The 20,387-nt window shown below is 52.6% G+C and carries 13 protein-coding genes and 11 pseudogenes; 5 read left to right on the forward strand and 19 right to left on the reverse strand.

The genetic code is table 11. From position 1 onward, the window contains the following. Nucleotides 1–16: 16 nt before the first annotated feature. Together GST84_14530 and GST84_14535 are read right to left on the reverse strand one after the other, a co-directional pair. Entirely contained in the window at nt 17–712 is a 696-nt protein-coding gene (locus GST84_14530) for a hypothetical protein (GenBank protein ID XGB13485.1), read from the reverse strand. Next, nucleotides 713–1,027 (reverse strand): annotated as a pseudogene (locus tag GST84_14535) (hypothetical protein). A 39-nt stretch (nt 1,028–1,066) separates the two neighbouring features. On the opposite strand from GST84_14535, the pseudogene GST84_14540 reads away from it, so the two are divergent. Next, nucleotides 1,067–1,273: pseudogene (locus tag GST84_14540) on the forward strand (transposase). 244 nt (nt 1,274–1,517) lie between these two features. On the opposite strand, the gene GST84_14545 reads toward GST84_14540, so the two are convergent. The 12 genes and pseudogenes from GST84_14545 to GST84_14600 form a co-directional block, all read right to left on the reverse strand. After that, entirely contained in the window at nt 1,518–1,988 is a 471-nt protein-coding gene (locus GST84_14545) for an SMI1/KNR4 family protein (protein ID XGB13486.1), read from the reverse strand. Between the two features lie 227 nt (nt 1,989–2,215). After that, a pseudogene (locus GST84_14550) lies at nt 2,216–2,715 on the reverse strand (sugar-binding protein). Between the two features lie 18 nt (nt 2,716–2,733). After that, nucleotides 2,734–2,820: pseudogene (locus tag GST84_14555) on the reverse strand (hypothetical protein). A gap of 227 nt (nt 2,821–3,047) precedes the next feature. Then, entirely contained in the window at nt 3,048–3,578 is a 531-nt protein-coding gene (locus GST84_14560; protein ID XGB13487.1) for an SMI1/KNR4 family protein, read from the reverse strand. Next, nucleotides 3,568–4,025, reverse strand: a pseudogene (locus tag GST84_14565) (Rhs-family protein). The gene GST84_14560 and the pseudogene GST84_14565 overlap by 11 nt, the downstream one beginning before the upstream one ends. A 35-nt stretch (nt 4,026–4,060) precedes the next feature. After that, nucleotides 4,061–4,260, reverse strand: a pseudogene (locus GST84_14570) (RHS repeat protein). 524 nt (nt 4,261–4,784) lie between these two features. Then, nucleotides 4,785–5,069: pseudogene (locus GST84_14575) on the reverse strand (sugar-binding protein). Further along, a pseudogene (locus GST84_14580) lies at nt 4,985–6,089 on the reverse strand (hypothetical protein). Before GST84_14580 ends, GST84_14575 begins: the two co-directional pseudogenes overlap by 85 nt. Beyond that, nucleotides 6,025–6,234, reverse strand: a complete 210-nt coding sequence (locus GST84_14585) for a hypothetical protein (protein ID XGB13488.1) — start codon at nt 6,232–6,234, stop codon at nt 6,025–6,027. The pseudogene GST84_14580 and the gene GST84_14585 overlap by 65 nt, the downstream one beginning before the upstream one ends. Nucleotides 6,235–6,324: 90 nt before the next feature. Then, nucleotides 6,325–6,903, reverse strand: a complete 579-nt coding sequence (locus GST84_14590) for a hypothetical protein (GenBank protein XGB15778.1) — start codon at nt 6,901–6,903, stop codon at nt 6,325–6,327. Between the two features lie 148 nt (nt 6,904–7,051). Then, the gene (locus tag GST84_14595) at nt 7,052–8,074 is read right to left on the reverse strand and encodes a hypothetical protein (protein ID XGB13489.1); all 1,023 of its coding nucleotides are present in this window, start codon (nt 8,072–8,074) and stop codon (nt 7,052–7,054) included. A gap of 424 nt (nt 8,075–8,498) precedes the next feature. Then, nucleotides 8,499–8,912 (reverse strand): annotated as a pseudogene (locus GST84_14600) (type IV secretion protein Rhs). 116 nt (nt 8,913–9,028) lie between these two features. Here GST84_14600 and tnpB (GST84_14605) point away from each other — a divergent pair. Together tnpB (GST84_14605) and GST84_14610 are read left to right on the forward strand one after the other, a co-directional pair. Then, complete coding sequence (tnpB, locus tag GST84_14605) at nt 9,029–9,385, forward strand: IS66 family insertion sequence element accessory protein TnpB (protein ID XGB15779.1); 357 nt, start codon at nt 9,029–9,031, stop codon at nt 9,383–9,385. Nucleotides 9,386–9,401: 16 nt separating this feature from the next. Further along, nucleotides 9,402–10,934, forward strand: a complete 1,533-nt coding sequence (locus tag GST84_14610; protein ID XGB13490.1) for an IS66 family transposase — start codon at nt 9,402–9,404, stop codon at nt 10,932–10,934. Nucleotides 10,935–11,374: 440 nt separating this feature from the next. Here GST84_14610 and GST84_14615 read toward each other — a convergent pair whose 3' ends face one another. From GST84_14615 to GST84_14635, 5 genes and pseudogenes are all read right to left on the reverse strand, one after another. After that, the gene (locus GST84_14615) at nt 11,375–11,800 is read right to left on the reverse strand and encodes a hypothetical protein (protein XGB13491.1); all 426 of its coding nucleotides are present in this window, start codon (nt 11,798–11,800) and stop codon (nt 11,375–11,377) included. A gap of 3 nt (nt 11,801–11,803) precedes the next feature. After that, nucleotides 11,804–12,232 carry a hypothetical protein gene (locus tag GST84_14620; protein XGB13492.1) on the reverse strand — a complete coding sequence of 143 codons (429 nt, stop codon included), beginning with the start codon at nt 12,230–12,232 and terminating at the stop codon, nt 11,804–11,806. A 7-nt stretch (nt 12,233–12,239) separates the two neighbouring features. Beyond that, nucleotides 12,240–15,071, reverse strand: a pseudogene (locus GST84_14625) (type IV secretion protein Rhs). Between the two features lie 259 nt (nt 15,072–15,330). Next, nucleotides 15,331–15,825 carry an SMI1/KNR4 family protein gene (locus GST84_14630; protein ID XGB13493.1) on the reverse strand — a complete coding sequence of 165 codons (495 nt, stop codon included), beginning with the start codon at nt 15,823–15,825 and terminating at the stop codon, nt 15,331–15,333. A 7-nt stretch (nt 15,826–15,832) separates the two neighbouring features. Beyond that, nucleotides 15,833–18,592, reverse strand: coding sequence for a sugar-binding protein (locus tag GST84_14635; protein ID XGB13494.1), 2,760 nt, complete (start codon nt 18,590–18,592; stop codon nt 15,833–15,835). A 64-nt stretch (nt 18,593–18,656) separates the two neighbouring features. Between GST84_14635 and tnpB (GST84_14640) the strand changes: the two genes are divergently transcribed. Together tnpB (GST84_14640) and GST84_14645 are read left to right on the forward strand one after the other, a co-directional pair. Then, on the forward strand, nt 18,657–19,013 hold the full coding sequence (gene tnpB, locus GST84_14640) for an IS66 family insertion sequence element accessory protein TnpB (GenBank protein ID XGB15780.1): 357 nt from the start codon (nt 18,657–18,659) through the stop codon (nt 19,011–19,013). An 18-nt stretch (nt 19,014–19,031) separates the two neighbouring features. Next, nucleotides 19,032–20,363 (forward strand): annotated as a pseudogene (locus GST84_14645) (IS66 family transposase). Nucleotides 20,364–20,387 lie beyond the last annotated feature (24 nt).

Consider the following 20,387-nt stretch of genomic DNA (forward strand, 5'->3'; position numbering starts at 1 on the left):
CCTGTAACGGTGAACATCAGCGCGCCCGTACGGCGAAAAGCCTGCCCAACCACGAGGCAGCACGCATGCTCTGAATAGTTTCAATATCCATGAACGTGTATTGACGGTTTTCCTTCGCTTCGCGCACTTTCAGATCTCTGAGTGCACTGATCTTGTCACGATTGTAAAACACCATGAACACGGACATTAGCGCAAAGAAGTAGATCAACCCGGTGGCCGGCACGTCATGGCTTTTCATCAGCGGATAGATCACGCTGCTCAAGCCCGCCGCCAAACCCGCCTGCCACCACTGAACTTTCCGGGGCGGCTCGATGGATTCCACGCGCTGCCCTTTAAAATGGAGAATATCACTTTTACTGCGCCAGTAATAAGCCATTGCATAGGTCAACAACACCAGCACGACGGGCGCGAGCCCTAACATCAAAGAAGTTGCCGCTCCCAACTTCATTTTTTTGTAGGTAACACCCAGTGTCAGCAGCGATGCGAACATTGGTGCAACTGACATATTGAAGAACATACGCAAATTCGCGAAACTTAGAAAGTGCTCACTGCGGTAAGCACAATTGATGCACCACAACGTCATAACGATAATGATCAGGATCGCCGGCACCGCCATGAATGGCGGCGCCACTCCGGTCATCATCAGGGCCAATATCACAACCAGCAGCCACACCGACCAGATTTTTTTAAAAAAACGTTCTGTGTTAAACATTTAATCCTTCCCCTTCAAGAAATTACCCAGGGTAGTGCCCATCCCCGAAAAATCGTCACTCATGACAAACTGAACTGCCAAACCCGCACCCAAAGACAAGGCAATCACGACTATAGCCGGCCCTGTCAGCCCGCCGACCAATACACCGACACCAAAGGCCAATGCATTGGTCGGCTGGGTGTAAGCTGACTTCTGGAAGAACTCCGAGATGCTTTTTGCCTCCGTCGCATCTAGGTAAGCCTGGGTGCCGGACGCCAATGCGCCGCCGGCCCCCGTCAGTACTTTAACTACGCCACGGCTGCTGTACCCGGCCGCCAAATCTGCGTCCGGTTCAGCTGGTGAACGCCCAGCAACGAACGAAAGATCGAAAAGGCCAAGGCGCAAGTGCGTGCGAAGGTGGAGCACCCGTTCCGGGTGATCAAACGCCAGTTCGGCTATGTAAAGACTCGTTTTCGCGGCTTGGCCAAGAACACGACGCAACTGACCACGCTGTTTGCCCTGTCGAGTCTGTGGATGGTGCGCCGGCAATTATTGCCTGTTGCGGGAGAGGTGCGGCCGTGAGTCCAGATAACCAAGGCTTTGCCTTGGTTATCCAATAATCAGCGACTGAAAATCGGGCTTTTCGGCATCCCTAAGCCGCCCATTTTCGACTGATGAGCAACTTGTTCGGAGTTTCCCTAAGCCCTAAGATAGCAAACCTTGCCCCAACTCATAAAAATTGCACAACGATACAATTACATACCACTTATTCAACAACTTTCAACCAACATACACCAACAAAAATCCACAATGAATTCACTACAACTCAAAGCTCCCTAATCGCTTGCCTTATCGAGCCAATAAAAAACTCCTCAAAACTTTGATAAATTACATTTTTTTCCTTGGTTCGCTTGAACGAAAGCTGAGTTTCAACTATGACCGGCTCTCCAGCACCTCCGAGAGTCGAGACATCTATGGAATAAATCGGACCATAGCCAGAAGCTTTCACTACAATCATCGACTCATTTGCATCGCCATCAGCTCTAGCACTTTTTGTGGCAAAAACCACATTAGGAACAGACGTTGCACCAATACCGCTCTTGGTTATACCATAGTAAGTATCACCCGCAAACGACAGCGCACCATATTTCTTCAAAAACAATTTATATGATAATGGGAAATTAACACCAAGAGCTTTCTCAAAGCCTGCTATCGCTTCATCCGATGCCCCCCCTGCGCATGCAGGCTCTTCCCCGCTGGCGTTGATTTCAGATTCTATAATATCTATATAGCTCATTTTATATCCTCAAAAATCCAAGGCTCTGGCTTTCCAATAAGATTTCTTCCAAGTATTGAATGGACCGCGCTTCATGCTTGGCGGCGCGCTGTTAAAAAGACGTCTTAATCCATCACTTCCTACCCAACTTTCTCCCACTGGTTAGAATATATGTGCACCACCCTTTCATGCTTAGAATGGAAACTGCTTAGAACCTCAGCCATCGGACCACGTTCATCTTAGCTGCTTTTGCCGATCCCGGTCGGTTGCCGCTCGATGCTCAGCAACCGGTCACCGTCGTCGTATGCGAATGTCTGGCTCGCATCACGGTTGATCTTGGCAACCAAACGCCCAATGGCATCACGCTCGAACAGCGTATGGCGCTCGGGCCGCTCGGCATTTTCGCCATAGCAATCTCATCCAGTCGTGTGAGATGGCCACCGACGTTGTAGCTGAAACGTCGGGTCAGGTTATCCACCCGCACCTCTTCGCTCAGCCGGTCCGAAGCGTCGTAGGCAAAGCTGTATGTGGCGTTGTTTTCGTTGACCAGCGCGGTCAGGCGAATGGCCTTGTCGTACTCGTAGCGAACCCGTTGGCCCTTGGCGTCCTGGCGGCTGCTCGGCAGGCCGCGGGCCGTGCGCATTAGGCGAGTGGTCTGGCCCTTGCCGTCGGTGTGGCTGAGCACCTGACCGTAGACGTTGTAGGTAAAGGTTTCCGTGGTGCTGTCCGGGTGGCTGATGCGCAGCACTTCGCCTTCCGGCTTGCGCTCCAGGCTGGTAGTCTGGTTCAGCGCATCGGTCACCGCCACCAGGTGCTGACGCTCGTCGTAGCGGTAGTACGTGCTCTTGCCCGAGCAGTCCTGATAACGCTCGACCTAGGCCTAGGGTTAGCATACTGAAACGACTGAGACAATGTTGGCAGTCGCCTCAGGCATCAAATATTAAAGAACAAGCCTGCAAACACTACCACTTTGACCAAGCCAGATATTGCTGTAGCTTCTTGACGAAACTTTGAAATACAAAAGCTATCCAATCAATTTTAGATCCAGCTAAACTTATAGAGCCATAATTCTTGAATCCACTAAAACACATCAAACTTAACCATTCCAGACGGGAATGAGTCAGGGAAAAAATTTGGTTTTACACCCCCAGAAAGAATACCCGCCAAAGTTGTAGTCAAGTCTGACTGAAAATACTCAACATCAGGAGACCGAGACGCAATGATGGCAGTTCCCCAAGAGTCACTATCCTCTATAGAATCAACCGTCCAAAATATGTAGTCACCATTATCAGTCACGCCCACAGGAATCAAACCACCCGAAGCCGGGTAAATTAAATAATTATAATAATCAGGATCGGACTCTATTAGCTCCTTCAAATCACCCAACACAAACTTAAACTGATCGAAAAAATTTATATTTTCGTTATTGCTGAATGGATTGAAAATAAGTATAAAATCCGCTACTCGCCCTGCCCCATAAAAATTGATAAAATCAATATAATCGGATGGAAATGGTAGACCCTGCTCTATTTCAGGCCATTTTCTTCCCATTCCCGAGTCTACAGGGCTTTGTGGGGAAGGCATTAGTGCAGTCAAATTATTAATAGCCATATCTACATTCCTGGGGGCTTAGCACAGTGAGGTTTTCAAATAATCCGCCCGAGCCTTCTGCCTTAATTGTAATGCCAGCTGGAATCCTGCAAGGCCCATGGTAAATTGGCACAATATTTACGTCAACGACTTGACCTTGCTCTAGAGCTTTTCTTATCCGGCCCTCCACAGCACTCATCACAGGCGTGTTAGCCGGGCGCTGTTGAATTGTGATGAGGTTTCGCGCGTCATCACCGGCCCCACCCAATGCCTTCCTAGCAAGTGACCTCTTGCCCTATTAGAGCCCGCCCCGGTAATGAACCCTGGGGGTTGAATATTAGGATTAGCATGGGTACCACTATTAATATGACTAGAATTTAATCGTGCCTGAACCCCTGTTGGGCGACCCAAGCTATCCAGCTCACCATACTTAATACCACAAGGGCTCAATCCGAGGGGATCAATCCAGCCAAGTGAATTTGAAGCATACCTGTAAAGAGAATGGCCTTGTCGTACTCGTACCGAACCCGTAGGCCTTGGCATCCTGGCGGCTGCTCGGCAGGCCGCGGGCCGTGCGCATCAGACGGGTGGTCTGGCCCTTGCCGTCGGTGTGGCTGAGTACCTGACCGTAGACGTTGTAGGTGAAGGTTTCCGTGGTGCCGTCCGGGTGGCTGATGCGCTGCACTTCGCCGTCGGGCTTGCGCTCAACATAAGCTCTTTGCCACTTCTTGCCCTAGGCTCTGTACGAAAAGCCTTGATACTTGTTCATGCTGCGTTGAAAACAGCCTCGGAATGCTCATGTACTCCAGTACACTCCGCTTCCTCGGCTGTTTTCGCCTTGCCTGACCTGCGTCTCAAGACTTTTCGTACAGAGCCTAGAAACAATCCTTAGTAAACTTTGCAATCTAGAATTCTAAAAAAGCGTCATTTTCAATATAGTATTTAAAAGCCTCAAAGTAATCCTCAACAGTGGCCGAGGGAAGCTGCTGGTCCGTATAATTAATTACATCCTGTATCATTGGAGTGTCTAGTGTTTCGATCCATCCTTCATTAGCCACCTGCGGCGGGAGATAATCAGTCGAATCTGGGGGAAAGTCACGACTATCTAATGAGAACGCACCCTTTGTATCCAGGGTCCAATTGCTATTTGGTAAATAGAACCAAGAGTCCGGCATTTTATCCAGATTCTCTAGAACTTCCCGTATGCTATAAACTCTCATAACCACCTCAGCACGATGTGTTTTGTAATGCCTTAAATCCACCCTTTTGATTAGGGTGTGAACTGGCTTGCACCGGTCCCTTCGCTTGGTGTTGCGCTCTCGGAATAAGCTCTATATCTTTAGGAGACTGAGCATTATGGTGCCAAGAGTGGTTTGGTGGGCTTCTGTCACTGAAGCCTCCTCTGGGTCCGGGTTGAATATGCTCCACTACTTCAGCGGGTAAAGCAGCCTTAAGCTCAGGGTATTGTAGCGTACGATTGTATAGCTCTCCATTAGCATATTTGAAATGCGCCCCCTGTTCAAACTATGAATTTCTTGCAGCATCTCTACACTGGTCCATACGCTATATTTTGAACCAGATAGCGGACGGCCACTACCGTCTACACCAGACCACCCCCACGGATCAATCCAATTGATAGGATTGAGCGTATAAAAATATAAATTTAGCCCACCCGCTAATCCAATCGGGTCTTGAGTAGCAAAGCACCCAGCTTCCGGATCATAATATCTAAAGGTATTGTAGTGCAGGCTTGATTCATAATCAAAGTACTGGCCTTGGAAGCGTAGGTTCTGCTCAACCTTACTAACAGGTAGATGCTCTATCGCCCCCCCAAGAGCGATAGGTCGCCTGCCAAACGATCTTGCCGTCGCTGTCCGTCAACTCCAACGGTGTACCAATCTGGTCAGTATGGAAGTAATAGACCTTCTGCCCTTCCCCTTCCCCTTCAACCTGATCAACCCGCGCCAACGGCGCATAGCGACCCGGCTCGTACAAGTACAAGATGCTCTGCGTAGGCGTCTCCTCGCGCAGCATTCTCAGCCCTTGCCACAGGAAGCGCTTCTGCTCGACCTCGCCCTTGATTTCAGCCTGTTTGGCCACCCGCCGTCCCAGACTGTCATACCGGTACTGCCCGGTGCTCTCCAGTCTGTCACCGACATACGTTTCAGCTTTAACCCGCCGGTTCTCACAGTCATAGCTGAAGTGCTGCAGCTTGCTGTGCCCCGAGCGCTTCTCGATCAGGTTACCCCACGGGTCGTAGCGGTACTCCTGATCGCGCCACTGTTTGATCCGGTTGTCCTTGACCTTGTCGAACTGCCGCGCATTGAAGTCCAGGCGGTTGGCTGCCGGGTCTTAGCGGAATTCCTCGCTGCCGATCAACGAGCCGGTATCGCGACTGCGCAACTGGCCGTTGGCTTCGTATTCGTCCTTGATCTCGCCGCGTAGCTTGTCGAGGGTACGCACCAGTTCACCGGCCGGGTCGTACTGGTAACGGCGGTGGATCGGGTTGTGGCAGGCTGAAGTCGATTTCATCGGGGATCAGCTTGCGGCCCATCGCGATGTCGACGGGGTTGCCGACCAGGCCGCCGATAGCTCTGCGGGCCACGGGTTCGACCACGTAACGGCTGGCCACCTCACCGGCGACGAAGCCGGACGTGAACTTCAGGGCGCAAGGCATGACGGCTTTCATGCCGGCTTGGGTACCGGCCTTGGTCAACTGGGTTAATATTTAGTAGATAGTTTATAAATCACCTTGTATCAATAGCAATTAGAGCTCATCAAACTCCGCCCATGGATCATACTTATAGGAACTATCCACCTTACTAAACGAAACCCCCTTTAAATCACTTGCCGCCAACAAGAACCGCTCACTGCAAAATAACTCCAGCGTCTCTTGGCAACGAAAAATATCACTTTTTACAGATTTAGAAACCACAAACAAGTCTATTTTATCAATACTCACCGAGCAAGGGTAAAGCGGACTGTTAATTATGACGCCGCTGTCAATATCTTTTGACACTTCGTATATGGAACGCTCTTTATCCATCGCCACCAAGCTTTCGCCCGGAAGAAAAATAAAAAATTCACCTTGTCTTATTTTGTTTCCAGACTTCAAGTCAAAGGGAACAGCCCTGTACTTGGCACCCACACTATCGCAAACGTCTAAGAATTTTTTTGAAACATATATAGCACCGACCTGATAAAAATCGAAATCTAAATTTCCAAAATCCAAATCCAAATCCAAACTCGTCAACTCAAGACTATAGTGATGCTTTATATCCAACCTTTCAGGATTCGATTCGTAGGGATCCCATTCGAATTTCTGGCAATTGAAAAAACCTGCCATGCTCACAGGACATCCTGCCTCCGTCGAGTTATAGTTCATAACATAGTAATTCTCTTCATTCTCACTCATAGCAAGCGCCCCGTAATCGCATCCACTACAAACCTGTTATAAAATTATGCGTTCAATTCCACACCTTACAAACAGCATCTCACGACACATCAAAACATAGCCCAGGCTCTACAGCCTCAATATCGACCATTAGCAATGGATTAATAATAGGCTCATTTTCTTCCCTGCTGGCAGTGATTACCGACAGCGGAGGTCCAACGCCGACATTTGGAATGTAAAAACCCATGACACTGATTTCGACCTTCAACAACTCCCCTTCCCCACCTATGTGTATCTTTGGAAAGCTCTTGCCAAGGTATTCAGGCCAATTCAGCAAAAACTCACCTGGAACAACGCTTGGATTTTGAATATCATGACGCAATCTATAGGTACCTTGAAACTGGGGATTCATGAGTTTTGGGATATAAGCAGCATCTTCAGGCCCGCTCAAGCCATACAGATAATAGTGCCACGGCGTCATCCCCCAAATTAAAACTAATAAGCCTTCCGAAAACAGCTCATTGGCAATTTCAGTCTGGCAGAATGCGTCCTTAAGATTAATAACGCCACTACCCAACCTGGAAATAACATACTCATTCATTTTATCCAAGTCAGCAAGGTAAAAACCCAACTCTCCGTACCCATCATACACCGGACGCTTGGAACTTGATTCTATGTGCGTGCCTACATCGCCGCTAGAGAGGGAAACCGTGACATGCAATATTTCGGAGTATTGCAGTAGCGGCTTAATATGATCCGGCACCTCACCAAACGCTTCCAGCGGAACTTCTAATGAAATTTCAACAAACAACTTGTAGAAGTTTCGAGCCTGCCTCTGTTCGTCCAGCAATAGTTTTTCGCAGCCGAGATCTAGTACAACTGGCCCGTCGGACTCGACAATTATGGATATTTCCTTGGAGGAAATCTCTCGCGCACGCACAGCACTAGCATATCTAGCTCGCTCTTCACCAAACCAGCCTACAACAACTTTTCTCTGGATAGACCCAAACTCGCCAAAATCGAATTCATTCAACCCCACTACCGCACTACCAATCTCTAGCTTACCGCCAGCCACTAGCCTCGAATCATTAACTGTTACGTAACTAACTTTAGCGTTATTCATCAACTACACCCTGGCAAACTTGCACCTTTGGATCGCGCCCATGCCTTGGTTGCTGCCCAACCCTCGGCAGGGGAAACATTTGCAGCAATAATACGCCCAGGATTTCCGTTCTCAACAAGCCTTAAATCCCCTCTAAGGTGGGAAATTTCCGGGTTATTGTAATGTGCCTCCAACGACTGCAACCATTTCTCATTCGTTAGGCCTTCGGATTTGAAAGCATCTAGCGTCACGGCCGGCTTGGTACTCGCGCCCAAACCATTGTAACCGTGCATACCGCTGTGCTCCATTCTATTCCATTGCCCAGGCTCCAGCCAGAACATGGAAGGGACGTTATTAAATGAGTTGAACGGGGTATCCCTAAAGAGGTAGCTAAAAAATGAGGAACCATGTGATGCCCCACTTTAACTGGGTTGGCCAATGGCATCCAGCCGAGAGGATCAATCCATAGTATTGGATTCGGGCCGTAACGATAAAGATTATCCCCCATCAAACCTAATGGATCCTGCACTATAAATCTACCCATTTCAGGATCATAATAGCGGAACATATTATAATGCAGACTTGCCTCATGATCGAAGTACTGCCCTTGGAACCGAAGGTTCTGCTCGACCTTATCGACAACCAATTGCTTTATCGAACCCCAAGACCGATACGTCGCCTGCCAAACAATCTTGCCATCGCTGTCCGTTAGCTCCAGCGGCGTACCAATCTGGTCAGTATGGAAGTAGTAAACCTTCTGCCCTTCCCCTTCAACCTGATCAACCCGCGCCAACGGCGCATAGCTACCCGGCTCGTACAGGTACAAGATGCTCTTCGCAGGCGATTCCTCCCGCAGCATCCTCAGCCCCTGCCAGAGGAAGCGCTTCGTAAGGGATCCATCATCCCCACATTCCAACCGCCCACCTGATTCCCGATGCTGTGCTCCCGATTTCTTTCTGGAGCCAGCCCACCATGATGCGCCCCGACAGCAAAGTCGAAAAAGTCTACCTCTACCCCAAGCCCGTGGACTTTCGAAAGTCCATCGACGGCCTCACTGCCCTGGTCGAACTGGACATCAAGGTCGCCGTGTTCGACCCGGTACTTTTCGTCTTCCTCAATAAAGCCCGTAACCGCATCAAGGTGTTGTATTGGGAGCGCAACGGCTTCTGCCTTTGGCTCAAGCGCCTCGAAGCCGAGCGTTTCAAAACTTCACCCGACGCGACCGACGAAGCTATCGTGCTGACCGTCCAGGAACTGAATTGGCTACTCGACGGTTTCGAACTCTGGCGCAACCGTCCGCATCAGGTTTTGACTCCTCGTTTCGTCGCCTGACCGGGTAATCCGGGCCATGATTTCAGTGCCCGATAACCTTCCTGACGACCCTGCCGCGCTCAAACTACTGCTTGCGCAGTTGTTGGTCGAGCGCACGGTCGACAAAGGTCAGATCGTCGATCTTAAAGGACAGGTCAAGCTGCTGCGTGACCGATTATTCAATCGCAAGTCCGAGCAAACCGTCGAGTCCAACACGCCCCAACTGGCGTTGTTCAATGAACCCGAAAGTCAGTGGGTACCTACCGCTGATGATGCCGACGAAGAAGTTGTTGCGCCAAGCAAGCAGCGCGGCAAACGCAAGCCACTGTCGGCTGACCTGCCACGCATTGAAGTCATTCATGACTTGCCCGAGCACGAACTGACTTGCGCCTGTGGTTGCCGCAAACACGTGATTGGCGAGCAAACCAGCGAACAACTCGACATCGTGCCGATGCAGATCCGTGTGCTTAAACACGTTCGCAAAATCTATGGCTGCCGTGGCTGCGAAACCGCGCCGGTCACCGCTGACAAGCCGGCCCAATTGATTGAAAAGAGCATGGCCAGCCCCAGCGTGCTGGCGATGTTGCTGACCACCAAGTACGTCGATGGCCTGCCGCTGCACCGCTTCGAGACGGTGCTGAACCGACATGGTATCGAGATCCCCCGGCAAACCCTGGCCCGCTGGGTCATCCAGTGCAGCGAACACTTTCAGCCACTGCTGAACCTGATGCGTGACCGCCTGCTGGAAAGCCCGGTGATCCATTGCGATGAAACTCGCGTGCAGGTGCTCAAAGAGCCGGATCGTGATCCGACCAGCCAATCCTGGATGTGGGTGCAGGCCAGTGGCCCGCCTGATCGACAAGTCGTGCTGTTCGATTACACCACCAGCCGCGCGCAGGAGGTGCCGCTGCGCCTGCTGGAGGGCTATCGCGGTTACGTGATGACCGATGATTACGCCGGCTACAACGCGTTGGCGCTACAGCCGGGCGTTGAACGACTGGCGTGCATGGCGCATCTCCGGCGTAAATTCGTCGAAGCGCAGAAGGTGCAGCCTAAGGGCAAGACCGGTCGCGCCGATGTTGCGCTGACGATGATCAACAAACTGTATGGCATCGAACGCGACCTCAAGGATGCCAGCGATGAACAGCGATTCCTCGGTCGTCAGGAACGAAGCCTGCCGATCCTTGAGCAGTTGAAAAGTTGGCTCGACAAGACGCACTCACAGGTGACACCGCAAAGCGTACTGGGCAAGGCGGTGCTTTACCTGGCAAACAACTGGAACCGCTTGGAGCGGTATGTCGAGGCGGGCCACCTGCCGATCGACAACAACCTGGCAGAGCGGGCCATAAAGCCGTTTGTGATCGGGCGCAAAGCTTGGCTGTTCAGTGACACGCCCACGGGAGCCACGGCTAGCGCGCAGATCTACAGCTTGGTCGAAACCGCCAAGGTCAACGGCCAAGAGCCCTATACGTGGCTGCGCCACGTCCTGGAGCGACTGCCGCACGCCTCATCGGTAGCAGACTACGAAGCGCTGCTGCCATGGAACTGTTCGCCAGAGATGCCACGGTAACCTTGGCTTCCACCTTGTGGTAGGTGGGGTTCATGGATCGGTTACCGTTTTCTCACCCCCCTCCAAAACCTCTAACTCATCAGTCGCAGGATCATAAGTGGCAGGCTTAGTGCACCCAAGATCGACAAGTCGCCCATAATTAGACTTATCCTTAACGGCATATTTATCAAGTATCTCCTAAAGTTGCTTTGCATACTTTTCTTTTAGCTGAGAATCTTCTACCCCCTGAGCCAGGCTTTTTTTACGCTGGCCAAAGAACTCAACCTCCCAGCAGTTCATTTCCCTCATGAAAGCTACTAGTTCACTAGGAGTGATTCAGCACTATATTTCCTTAGTCATTTTAATTCCAAAAAATACCTTCAAGAATTTTCTCGCCTTTACAATACACATCACAGATTGGCGATGATAAGATCCAGCCCCAAAAAAAACAGACGTTACATTCATGCCATTCCCAATACAGATTCAACGGCGCTAAAGTATTTTATATCTTCGTCTTTGAAAATATCTACCCCTTCCAAAAAATATGCTTTGCATAAATACTCCAACGCATCTGGATTTTCTTGTTCGTATAGACACTCGCCTAAACGAAGAATTACGAACGCATTCTGTGCGCCGTCCGGGCCGTTGGCGGCTTCAAAAAACTCGCTCAAGGCCCGACTATAGTCCTGCATAAAAAATAGAGCGTCCCCAATACTGGCCTTCAACCAAACGAACGCCTCCCACTGCTCGATGGGTTCAGGCAGTTTGACCAAGGCAGCCGTGAACGCTTCGACAGCATCAGGATATCGACCTTTTTCCATCAGCAGATTACCCTGTTCACTAAGAACCAGTATCTCCTCATGAACCTGATCTGGTAAAAATCCCATTCTTTAACCTTTGAAACCAGCAAAGAAGGCGAGATATTTTTTATCAAATCCCTTGAATGCTCTCTCGCCGCCCATATCGAAAGCTTTTTTCATTTCGTCAAATGCATATCCCTCCTCACCCAACCCGAGAAAACATGCACCAAGAATGATAAAACTGGACGTTTCTCGAGGTGGTTTCGACTCAACCGCCTTGAGCGCCCATATCTTCGCACTTTCATAATCTTGCTGCTTCAAATAGACCTCGGAATTGCATTTTTCGATCCAGTGGCAAAGATCCCACTGCTCTTTTGGGTCGGGAAGCATACTCCACGATTCTTTGTACTTTTCTAAAGCAGCCTGATAAGCCCCTTTCTCTTGCAGTGCATTTCCAGACTCCATAGCCGCTACTATTCTTTGATACAGCTGCAAGTTCACTTCCGACAAATCTTTCATAAACACCTCAATATTGAAAACTTTCGTGCGGACCAACAATATTATCTGGCGACCGGTAGAACTGATTCAATTTTGCACCTGCCGACCTGTTATACGATTAATGCTCCAGCTCATAGTTCTTCGGATCAAGCATCCACTTTCTAACCTCCTTAGACTTAGCTCCAAAGAACCCACTTCTATCATTCCAACATGTTACCGCATCATACTTATGTGCCATATCGGCCTCTCCAACCGAATACCACTGCTTATCGGTCGAGCTTTTAAATTCCATCGAGTCACCTTCACCTCTAATTCGACCCTCGCCTCTCATATTTTCAATTACTTTTCGGCCGGTCCTGCTAGATTTGCCAGGAGTTCTGCCCAGATACTCTGTTCGACAGCTTAGCCCCCAAGGATCAATCCATCCAGTGGTACTAGGTGCAAAAATGTATAAATTATCACCACCGAGCAAGCTTATAGGGTCATGAGAAATAAATCGTCCAATTTAAGGATCATAATATCGGAACGTATTGTAATGAAGCTCCGTTTCAACATCAAAGTACTGGCCCTGGAGCCGTAGATTCTGCTCGACTTCATTGATCGCCAGTTGCTCAATCGCCCCCCAAGACCGATACGTCGCCTGCCAAACAATCTTGCCCTCGCTGTCCGTCAACTCCAACGGCGTACCAATCTGATCCGTATGGAAGTAATAGACCTTCTGCTCTTCCCCTTCAACTTGATCGACCCGCGCTAACGGCGCATAGCTACCCGGCTCGTACAGGTACAAGATGCTCTTCGCAGGCGTTTCCTCCCGCAGCATCCTCAGCCCCTGCCAGAGGAAGCGCTTCTGTTCGACCTCGCCCTTGATTTCAGCCTGCTTGGCCACCCGCCCCCCAAGGCTGTCGTACCGGTACTCGCCTTGGCTTTCCAGCTTGCCATTGACCAACGTCTCCGCCCGCACCAGCCGGTTCTCGCAGTCATAGCTGAAGTGCTGCAGCTTACTGTGCCCCGAGCGCTTCTCGATCAGGTTGCCCCACGGGTCGTAGCGGTACTCCTGATCCCGCCACTGTTTGATCCGGTTGTCCTTGACCTTGTCGAATTGCCGCGCATTGAAGTCCAGGCGGTTGGCTGCCGGGTCGTAGCGGAACTCCTCACTGCCGATCAGCGAACCGGTATCGCGACTGTGCACCTGCGAAAGCTTGTCGGCCGGCAAGGTCGAGGCAAACTGCCAGGCCTTGCGCCCCATGGCGTCATAACCGAAGCAACTGGTGAGCTTGCCCTGGGTCCGGTACACCTCGCGGTGCAGGTCATCGCGCTCCATGTCGCTGATCACCTGACCATCCAGGTTCAGCTGGTGCAGGTGACCGCTGCCGTAGTACAGGTGATTGACCTTGCGCCCATCCGGGAGGGTCAGCGTGGTCAGGTTGCTGAGTGGGTCGTACTCGTAGCCGAGCGTGCCGTCAGGGCTGATTTCTTGGGTCAGCCGACCGATCAGATCGTAGGCGTACTCAAGCTTTTCTTCCGTGATCCCAAGCTGCTTGCCGATCCCGGTCGGTTGCCGCTCGATGCTCAGCAAACGGTCACCGTCGTCGTATGCGAATGTCTGGCTCACATCACGGTTGATCTTGGCGACCAAACGGCCAATGGCATCACGCTCGAACAGCGTATGGCGCTCGGGCCGCTCGGCATTTTCGCCATAGCCAATCTCATCCAGTCGTGTGAGATGGCCACCGACGTTGTAACTGAAACGCCGGGTCAGGTTATCCACCCGCACTTCTTCGCTCAGCCGGTCCGAAGCGTCGTAGGCAAAGCTGTACGTGGCGTTGTTCTCGTTGACCAGCGCGGTCAGGCGAATGGCCTTGTCGTACTCGTAGCGAACCCGCTGGCCCTTGGCATCCTGGCGGCTGCTCGGCAGTCCACGGGCCGTGCGCATCAGGCGGGTGGTCTGGCCCTTGCCGTCGGTGTGGCTGAGCACCTGACCGTAGACGTTGTAGGTGAAGCTTTCCGTGGTGCCGTCCGGGTGGCTGATGCGCAGCACTTCGCCGTCGGGCTTGCGCTCCAGCGTGGTGGTCTGGTTCAGCGCGCCTGTTACCGCGACCAGGTGCTGGCGCTCGTCATAGCGGTAGTACGTGCTCTTGCCCGAGCAGTCCTGATAGCGTTCGACCTGGGCCAGGGTGTTCCACCACAGGTACTTGGACTTGTAGGTCGCATCGATGATGGTGTGCGGCAGGCCGTCATCGCTGTTCAGGTACTCGGTCATCTGGCCGAGGGCATCGAATTCGGCGAGCAGGTTGCCCTTGTCGTCGTAGCGCGCTCGCTAGGTGCTGCCATCCGGGTAGCTGACCTGGGTCACCAGCGTGGTCAGGTGGTGATATTCGTACTGGGTCTTGCGGCCGAGCGGATCGGTTTCTTCGAGCAGGCGGGAGAACTCGTCGTACTTGAATTGCAGGCGGTTACCGTCCGGCAAGGTCAGGCCGACCATGTTGCCGTGTTCGTCCAGCTCGATGGCGTAACACTCGCCGCCATAGTCGCGGCTGGCGACCACGCGGTGGTCGGCGTTGTACTGCACTTCCAGCTCGCGGCCGAGCACGTCGGTGGCCCAGCTGGTGCGGCTATCGAGATCGTAGCGGAAGTGGTAGTGCTCGCCGTCGCTGGTCCAGTGTTCGACCACGCGTGGCTTGTCGCCCTGGGTTTGCCAACGGTAGTGGCAGCCCAGCCCCAGCGCGTTGCTGTGGGTCACCATCAGGCCGTCGGCGTAGCTGAAGCTGCGCACGGTGTCGCCGTTGCGGTTGATCACCGCGCTCAGCTGGCCGTGTTCGTCGTAGCGGTACTGTGTGAGCGTTTCAACGGCCTAGTTGTCGAATTATCGGCTAAAAGAGCAATCTCGCCTGACTGCTGCAGGACGTTCTATTCAGTGTGACTCGTTTACTGGAATGACTGAGGCTAACGCCTCAGCCCTCCGACGTTAAGTTATTAAAGATCCCAGCCACACTAAATCCACTTAGAAAGTATAGCGCCGAAGGTTGAATTAAAGCCAGCATTCACTGACATTCACGCTAAAGCGCTAAAGCGCTAAAGCCAGTAAAAGCTTTCAGCCTTCAGGGCAACACCTCACACACTCACTGATCAACTTGATCCTCATGAATCAAGGACCCAATGAACTCATTAAATGAAAACGAAAGAACCCGTTGAGCATTGATGTGATTTAGATGCATATCAATATCGGGCTGAAAAATGTCCACCGCAAAATAAATCACCTTGCCCTCATTTTTATCAAGGCAAATAAAGTTACCCGCCTCATCTACGGCAAATGGCACCAAGTGTGCTGGCAAGACATTCCTGCTCACCATCAACCTGAAACAACCACCTATGTACTTAGTCTCATTCTTGTCTACAGCGCCATCACTAGCAATACTCTTAAAATCTTCAACTCTAATCGGCTCATAATTTTCGTCTTCCGCCCAAAATGCCCGATTAGGCTCACCCCCATTGAAGGTCAGGTATAGCGCCCTAAATTCCGCAGGAAATCTCATACCGATTTCAGACTCAAGTGCATCAATATCAAGCCCTGAAATAGCGACATCAGAATTGAAGAGTTTAAAATCATCCACCATATAGTCCTCAACAAGTTGTAGACGTTATTTTTTGTGGGCGCCCTTTCAGCCACCCCTTGTCCTGCGAGATAGCTACAGCTTCAGGTGTCCCGTAAGATCCAGAAGGCAAACCGAAATGCTTCTCGAATTGTGCCACCGACCCTGTACGGGGCAACGAAGCCTCGTGCGCGGCCTGAGTTACTAACTGCATTGTTCCCTTACCAGTTACAGGATCGAAATCATCCAAATGATGCCAAGTATATTTACCAATCGATTTGACCTGAGCCTTTGACAAACCAGCTTGCTTGTAAGCTTCAGTAAAGTCTCGACCTCGAGACCCTTGCATTTGAATAGATACGATATTTTTTTGGTTGCCGGTTACGGGGAACAACTCAGGCGAACCCTCAAAATTCACACTCTTGAAAGATAGCCCCCAAGGATCAATCCATGCAGTGGCATTAGGCGCATATTGGTAAAGATTTACACCGCCACCTAAACCCAATGGATCTTGAGTTACAAAGCGCCCAATATCCGACGCATAATAACGGAAGGTATTATAATGCAGCTCACTCTCAACGTCGAAGTATTGCCCTTGAAATCGAAGGTTCTGCTCGACTTCACTAATATCTAGCTGCTCTAGCATGCCCCACGAGCGGTACGTAGCTTGCCAAACGACTGCGCCATCGCTGTTCGTAAGCTCCAGCGGCGTGCCAATCTGGTCAGTATGGAAGTAATAGACCTTCTGCCCTTCCCCTTCCGCCTGGTCAACTCGCGCCAACGGCGCATATCTACCCGGCTCGTACAGGTACAAGATGCTGTGCCCAGGAGTTTCCTCCCGCAGCATCCGCAAGCCTTGCCAGAGGAAGCGCTTCTGCTCTACCTCGCCATTCATTTCCGCCTGTTTGGCTATTCGCCTCCCCAAGCTGTCGTACCGGTACTCGCCTTGGCTATCCAGCTTGCCATTGACCAACGTCTCCGCCCGCACCAGCCGGTTCTCGCAGTCATAGATAAAGTGCTGCAGCTTGCAGTGCCCCGAGCGCTTCTCGATCAGGTTGCCCCACGGGTCGTAGCGGTACTCTTGATCCCGCCACTGTTTGATCCGGTTGTCCTTGACCTTGTCGAACTGCCGCGCATTGAAGTCCAGGCGGTTGGCTGCCGGGTCGTAGCGGAATTCCTCGCTGCCGATCAAGGAGCCAGTATCACGACTGCGCAACTGGCCGTTGGCTTCGTATTCGTACTTGATCTCACCGCGTAGTTTGTCGAGGGTACGCACCAGTTCACCGGCCGGGTCGTACTGGTAACGGCGGTGGATCGGGTTGTAGGCGTGCTCGACCAGCAACGAGGTATTGATGCCGGTGTTATGCACTTGCGAGAGCTTGTCGGCCGGCAAGGTCGAGGCAAACTGCCAGGCCTTGCGCCCCATGGCGTCATAACCGAAGCAACTGGTGAGCTTGCCCTGCGTGCGGTACACCTCGCGGTGCAGGTCATCGCGCTCCATGTCGCTGATCACCTGACCATCCAGGTTCAGCTGGTGCAGGTGGCCACTGCCGTAATACAGGTGATTGACCTTACGCCCATCCGGCAGGATCAGCGTGGTCAGGTTGCTGAGCGGGTCGTACTCGTAGCTGAGCGTGCCGTCAGGGGTGATTTCTTTCGTCAGCCGACCGAGCAGATCGTAGGTGTATTCCAGCTTCTCTTCTGTGATCCCAAGCTGCTTGCCGATCCCGGTCGGTTGCCGCTCGATGCTCAGCAAACGGTCACCGTCGTCATAGGTGAATCGCTGTTGTGCGTCGCTATTCAGTTTGGCGATCAGGCGACCAATGGCATCACGCTCAAAGAGCGTATGGCGCTCTGGCCGCTCGGCATTTTCGCCATAGCCAATCTCATCCAGTCGTGTGAGATGGCCACCGACGTCGTAGCTGAAACGCCGGGTCAGGTTATCCACCCGCACTTCTTCGCTCAGCCGGTCCGAAGCGTCGTAGGCAAAGCTGTACGTGGCGTTGTTCTCGTTGACCAGCGCGGTCAGGCGAATGGCCTTGTCGTACTCGTAGCGAACCCGCTGTCCCTTGGCATCCTGGCGGCTGCTCGGCAGGCCACGGGCGGTGCGCATCAGGCGGGTGGTCTGGCCCTTGCCGTCGGTGTGGCTGAGCACCTGCCCGTAGACGTTGTAGGTGAAGCTTTCCGTGGTGCCGTCCGGGTGGTTGATGCGCAGCACTTCGCCGTCGGGCTTGCGCTCCAGTGTGGTGGTCTGGTTCAGCGCGTCTGTTACCGCGACCAGGTGCTGGCGTTCGTCATAGCGGTAGTACGTGCTCTTGCCCGAGCAGTCCTGGTAGCGCTCGACCTGGGCCAGGGTGTTCCACCACAGGTACTTGGACTTGTAGGTGGCATCGATGATGGTGTGCGGCAGGCCGTCATCGCTGTTCAGGTACTCGGTCATCTGGCCGAGGGCATCGAGTTCGGCGAGCAGGTTGCCCTTGTCGTCGTAGCGCGCTCGCCAAGTGCTGCCATCCGGGTAGCTGACCTGAGTCACCAGCGTGGTCAGGTGGTGATACTCGTAAACGGTCTTGCGCCCCAGCGGGTCGGTCTCTTCGAGCAGTCGGGAGAATTCGTCGTACTTGAATTGCAGGCGGTTACCGTCCGGCAAGGTCAGGCCAACCATATTGCCGTGTTCGTCAAGCTCGATGGCGTAACGCTCGCCGCCATAATCGCGGCTGGCGACCACGCGGTGGTCGGCGTTGTACTGCACTTCCAACTCGCGGCCAAGGTAAGCGCTCCATGAACCCCACATTCAAAGCGCTCAGCTGATCCCCAATGCTGTGCTCCCGATTTCTTTCTGGAGCCCGCACGCCATGATGCGTCCCGACGCCAAAGTCGAAAAAGTCTATCTCTACCCCAAGCCCGTCGACTTCCGAAAATCCATTGATGGCTTGGCGGCGCTGGTCGAGTTGGACATCAAGGTGGCGGTGTTCGACCCCGTGCTCTTCGTATTTCTCAACAAATCCCGCAACCGTGTGAAGATCTTGTACTGGGAGCGCAACGGCTTCTGTCTTTGGCTCAAGCGCCTGGAATCCGAGCGATTCAAAACATCACCTGACGCCACCGACGAAGCGATTGTCCTCACCGTCCAGGAACTGAACTGGTTACTCGACGGTTTTGACCTCTGGCGCAATCGCCCGCATCAGGTTTTGACGCCGCGATTCGTCGCCTGATTCGTTATAATCCGGGGCATGATTTCCATGCCCGAAGACCTTCCCGATGACCCCGTACTGCTCAAGCAGATGCTTGCGCAGTTATTGATGGAGCGCACGGTCGATAAGGGCCAGATCGTCGATCTCAAAGAGCAGGTCAAGCTACTGCGCGACCGTCTGTTCAGTCGCAAGTCCGAGCAGACCGTTGAAACCAACACGCCGCAGCTCGCGTTGTTCAACGAACCGGAAAGCCTGTCGATACCTCCGGTCGATGACGACGAAGAAGTGGTCGCGCCAACACTGCGTCGTGGCAAGCGCAAACCGCTGTCCGCTGACCTGCCGCGCATTGAAGTCATCCACGAACTGCCCGAACACGAGCAGGCCTGTGCCTGTGGTTGCCGCAAACACGTGATCGGTGAAGAAACCAGCGAGCAGCTGGATATCGTGCCGATGCAGATCCGGGTGCTCAAACACATCCGTAAAATTTACGGTTGCCGTGGTTGTGAAGCCGCTCCGGTCACCGCTGACAAACCCGCACAGTTGATCGAGAAGAGCATGGCCAGCCCGAGCGTGCTGGCCATGCTGTTGGCCACCAAGTATGTCGATGGCTTGCCGCTGCACCGTTTTGAAACGGTGCTGAGCCGACACGGTATCGAGATTCCGCGCCAGACTTTGGCGCGCTGGGTGATTCAGTGCGGTGAGCACCTGCAACCACTGCTGAATCTGATGCGCGACCGGTTGCTGGAAAGCCCGGTCATCCATTGCGATGAAACCCGCGTCCAAGTTCTTAAAGAACCGGATCGAGACCCGACCAGCCAATCCTGGATGTGGGTGCAAGCCAGTGGGCCACCGGATCGGAAAGTCGTGCTGTTCGACTACACCTCCAGCCGTGCGCAGGAGGTGCCGTTGCGCTTGCTGGAAAGTTATCGCGGCTATGTGATGACGGACGATTACGCCGGCTACAACGCCTTGGCGTTGCAGCCGGGTGTCGAACGATTGGCGTGCATGGCGCATGCGCGTCGCAAGTTTGTTGAAGCTCAGAAAGTGCAGCCCAAGGGCAAAGCCGGACGCGCGGATATGGCGCTGTCATTGATCAATAAGCTATATGGCATTGAGCGTGAACTGAAGGACGCCAGTGATGAGCAGCGATTGACTGGCCGGCAGGAGAAGAGCCTGCCGATCCTGGGGCAGTTGAAAAGTTGGCTGGACAAAACGCAGCCACATGTGACGTCGCAAAGTGTGCTCGGCAAGGCGGTGAATTACCTGGCGAGCAATTGGAGTCGGCTGGAGCGTTATGTGGAGGCTGGGTATTTGCCGATCGACAATAACCCGGCAGAGCGCGCAATAAAGCCATTTGTGATTGGCCGCAAAGGGCGGTCTCAGTGACCAAGTGCA

The organism is Pseudomonas putida (assembly GCA_041879295.1).
Lineage (GTDB): Bacteria > Pseudomonadota > Gammaproteobacteria > Pseudomonadales > Pseudomonadaceae > Aquipseudomonas > Aquipseudomonas putida_Y.

Bases quoted from the DNA above. Each gene is read 5' to 3' on its own strand.
- GST84_14530 (XGB13485.1), bottom strand. From the start codon at position 712: ATGTTTAACACAGAACGTTTTTTTAAAAAAATCTGGTCGGTGTGGCTG.
- GST84_14545 (XGB13486.1), bottom strand. From the start codon at position 1,988: ATGAGCTATATAGATATTATAGAATCTGAAATCAACGCCAGCGGGGAA.
- GST84_14560 (XGB13487.1), bottom strand. From the start codon at position 3,578: ATGGCTATTAATAATTTGACTGCACTAATGCCTTCCCCACAAAGCCCT.
- GST84_14585 (XGB13488.1), bottom strand. From the start codon at position 6,234: ATGCCTTGCGCCCTGAAGTTCACGTCCGGCTTCGTCGCCGGTGAGGTG.
- GST84_14590 (XGB15778.1), bottom strand. From the start codon at position 6,903: ATGGCAGGTTTTTTCAATTGCCAGAAATTCGAATGGGATCCCTACGAA.
- GST84_14595 (XGB13489.1), bottom strand. From the start codon at position 8,074: ATGAATAACGCTAAAGTTAGTTACGTAACAGTTAATGATTCGAGGCTA.
- tnpB (XGB15779.1), top strand. From the start codon at position 9,029: ATGCGCCCCGACAGCAAAGTCGAAAAAGTCTACCTCTACCCCAAGCCC.
- GST84_14610 (XGB13490.1), top strand. From the start codon at position 9,402: ATGATTTCAGTGCCCGATAACCTTCCTGACGACCCTGCCGCGCTCAAA.
- GST84_14615 (XGB13491.1), bottom strand. From the start codon at position 11,800: ATGGGATTTTTACCAGATCAGGTTCATGAGGAGATACTGGTTCTTAGT.
- GST84_14620 (XGB13492.1), bottom strand. From the start codon at position 12,232: ATGAAAGATTTGTCGGAAGTGAACTTGCAGCTGTATCAAAGAATAGTA.
- GST84_14630 (XGB13493.1), bottom strand. From the start codon at position 15,825: ATGGTGGATGATTTTAAACTCTTCAATTCTGATGTCGCTATTTCAGGG.
- GST84_14635 (XGB13494.1), bottom strand. From the start codon at position 18,592: ATGTGGGGTTCATGGAGCGCTTACCTTGGCCGCGAGTTGGAAGTGCAG.
- tnpB (XGB15780.1), top strand. From the start codon at position 18,657: ATGCGTCCCGACGCCAAAGTCGAAAAAGTCTATCTCTACCCCAAGCCC.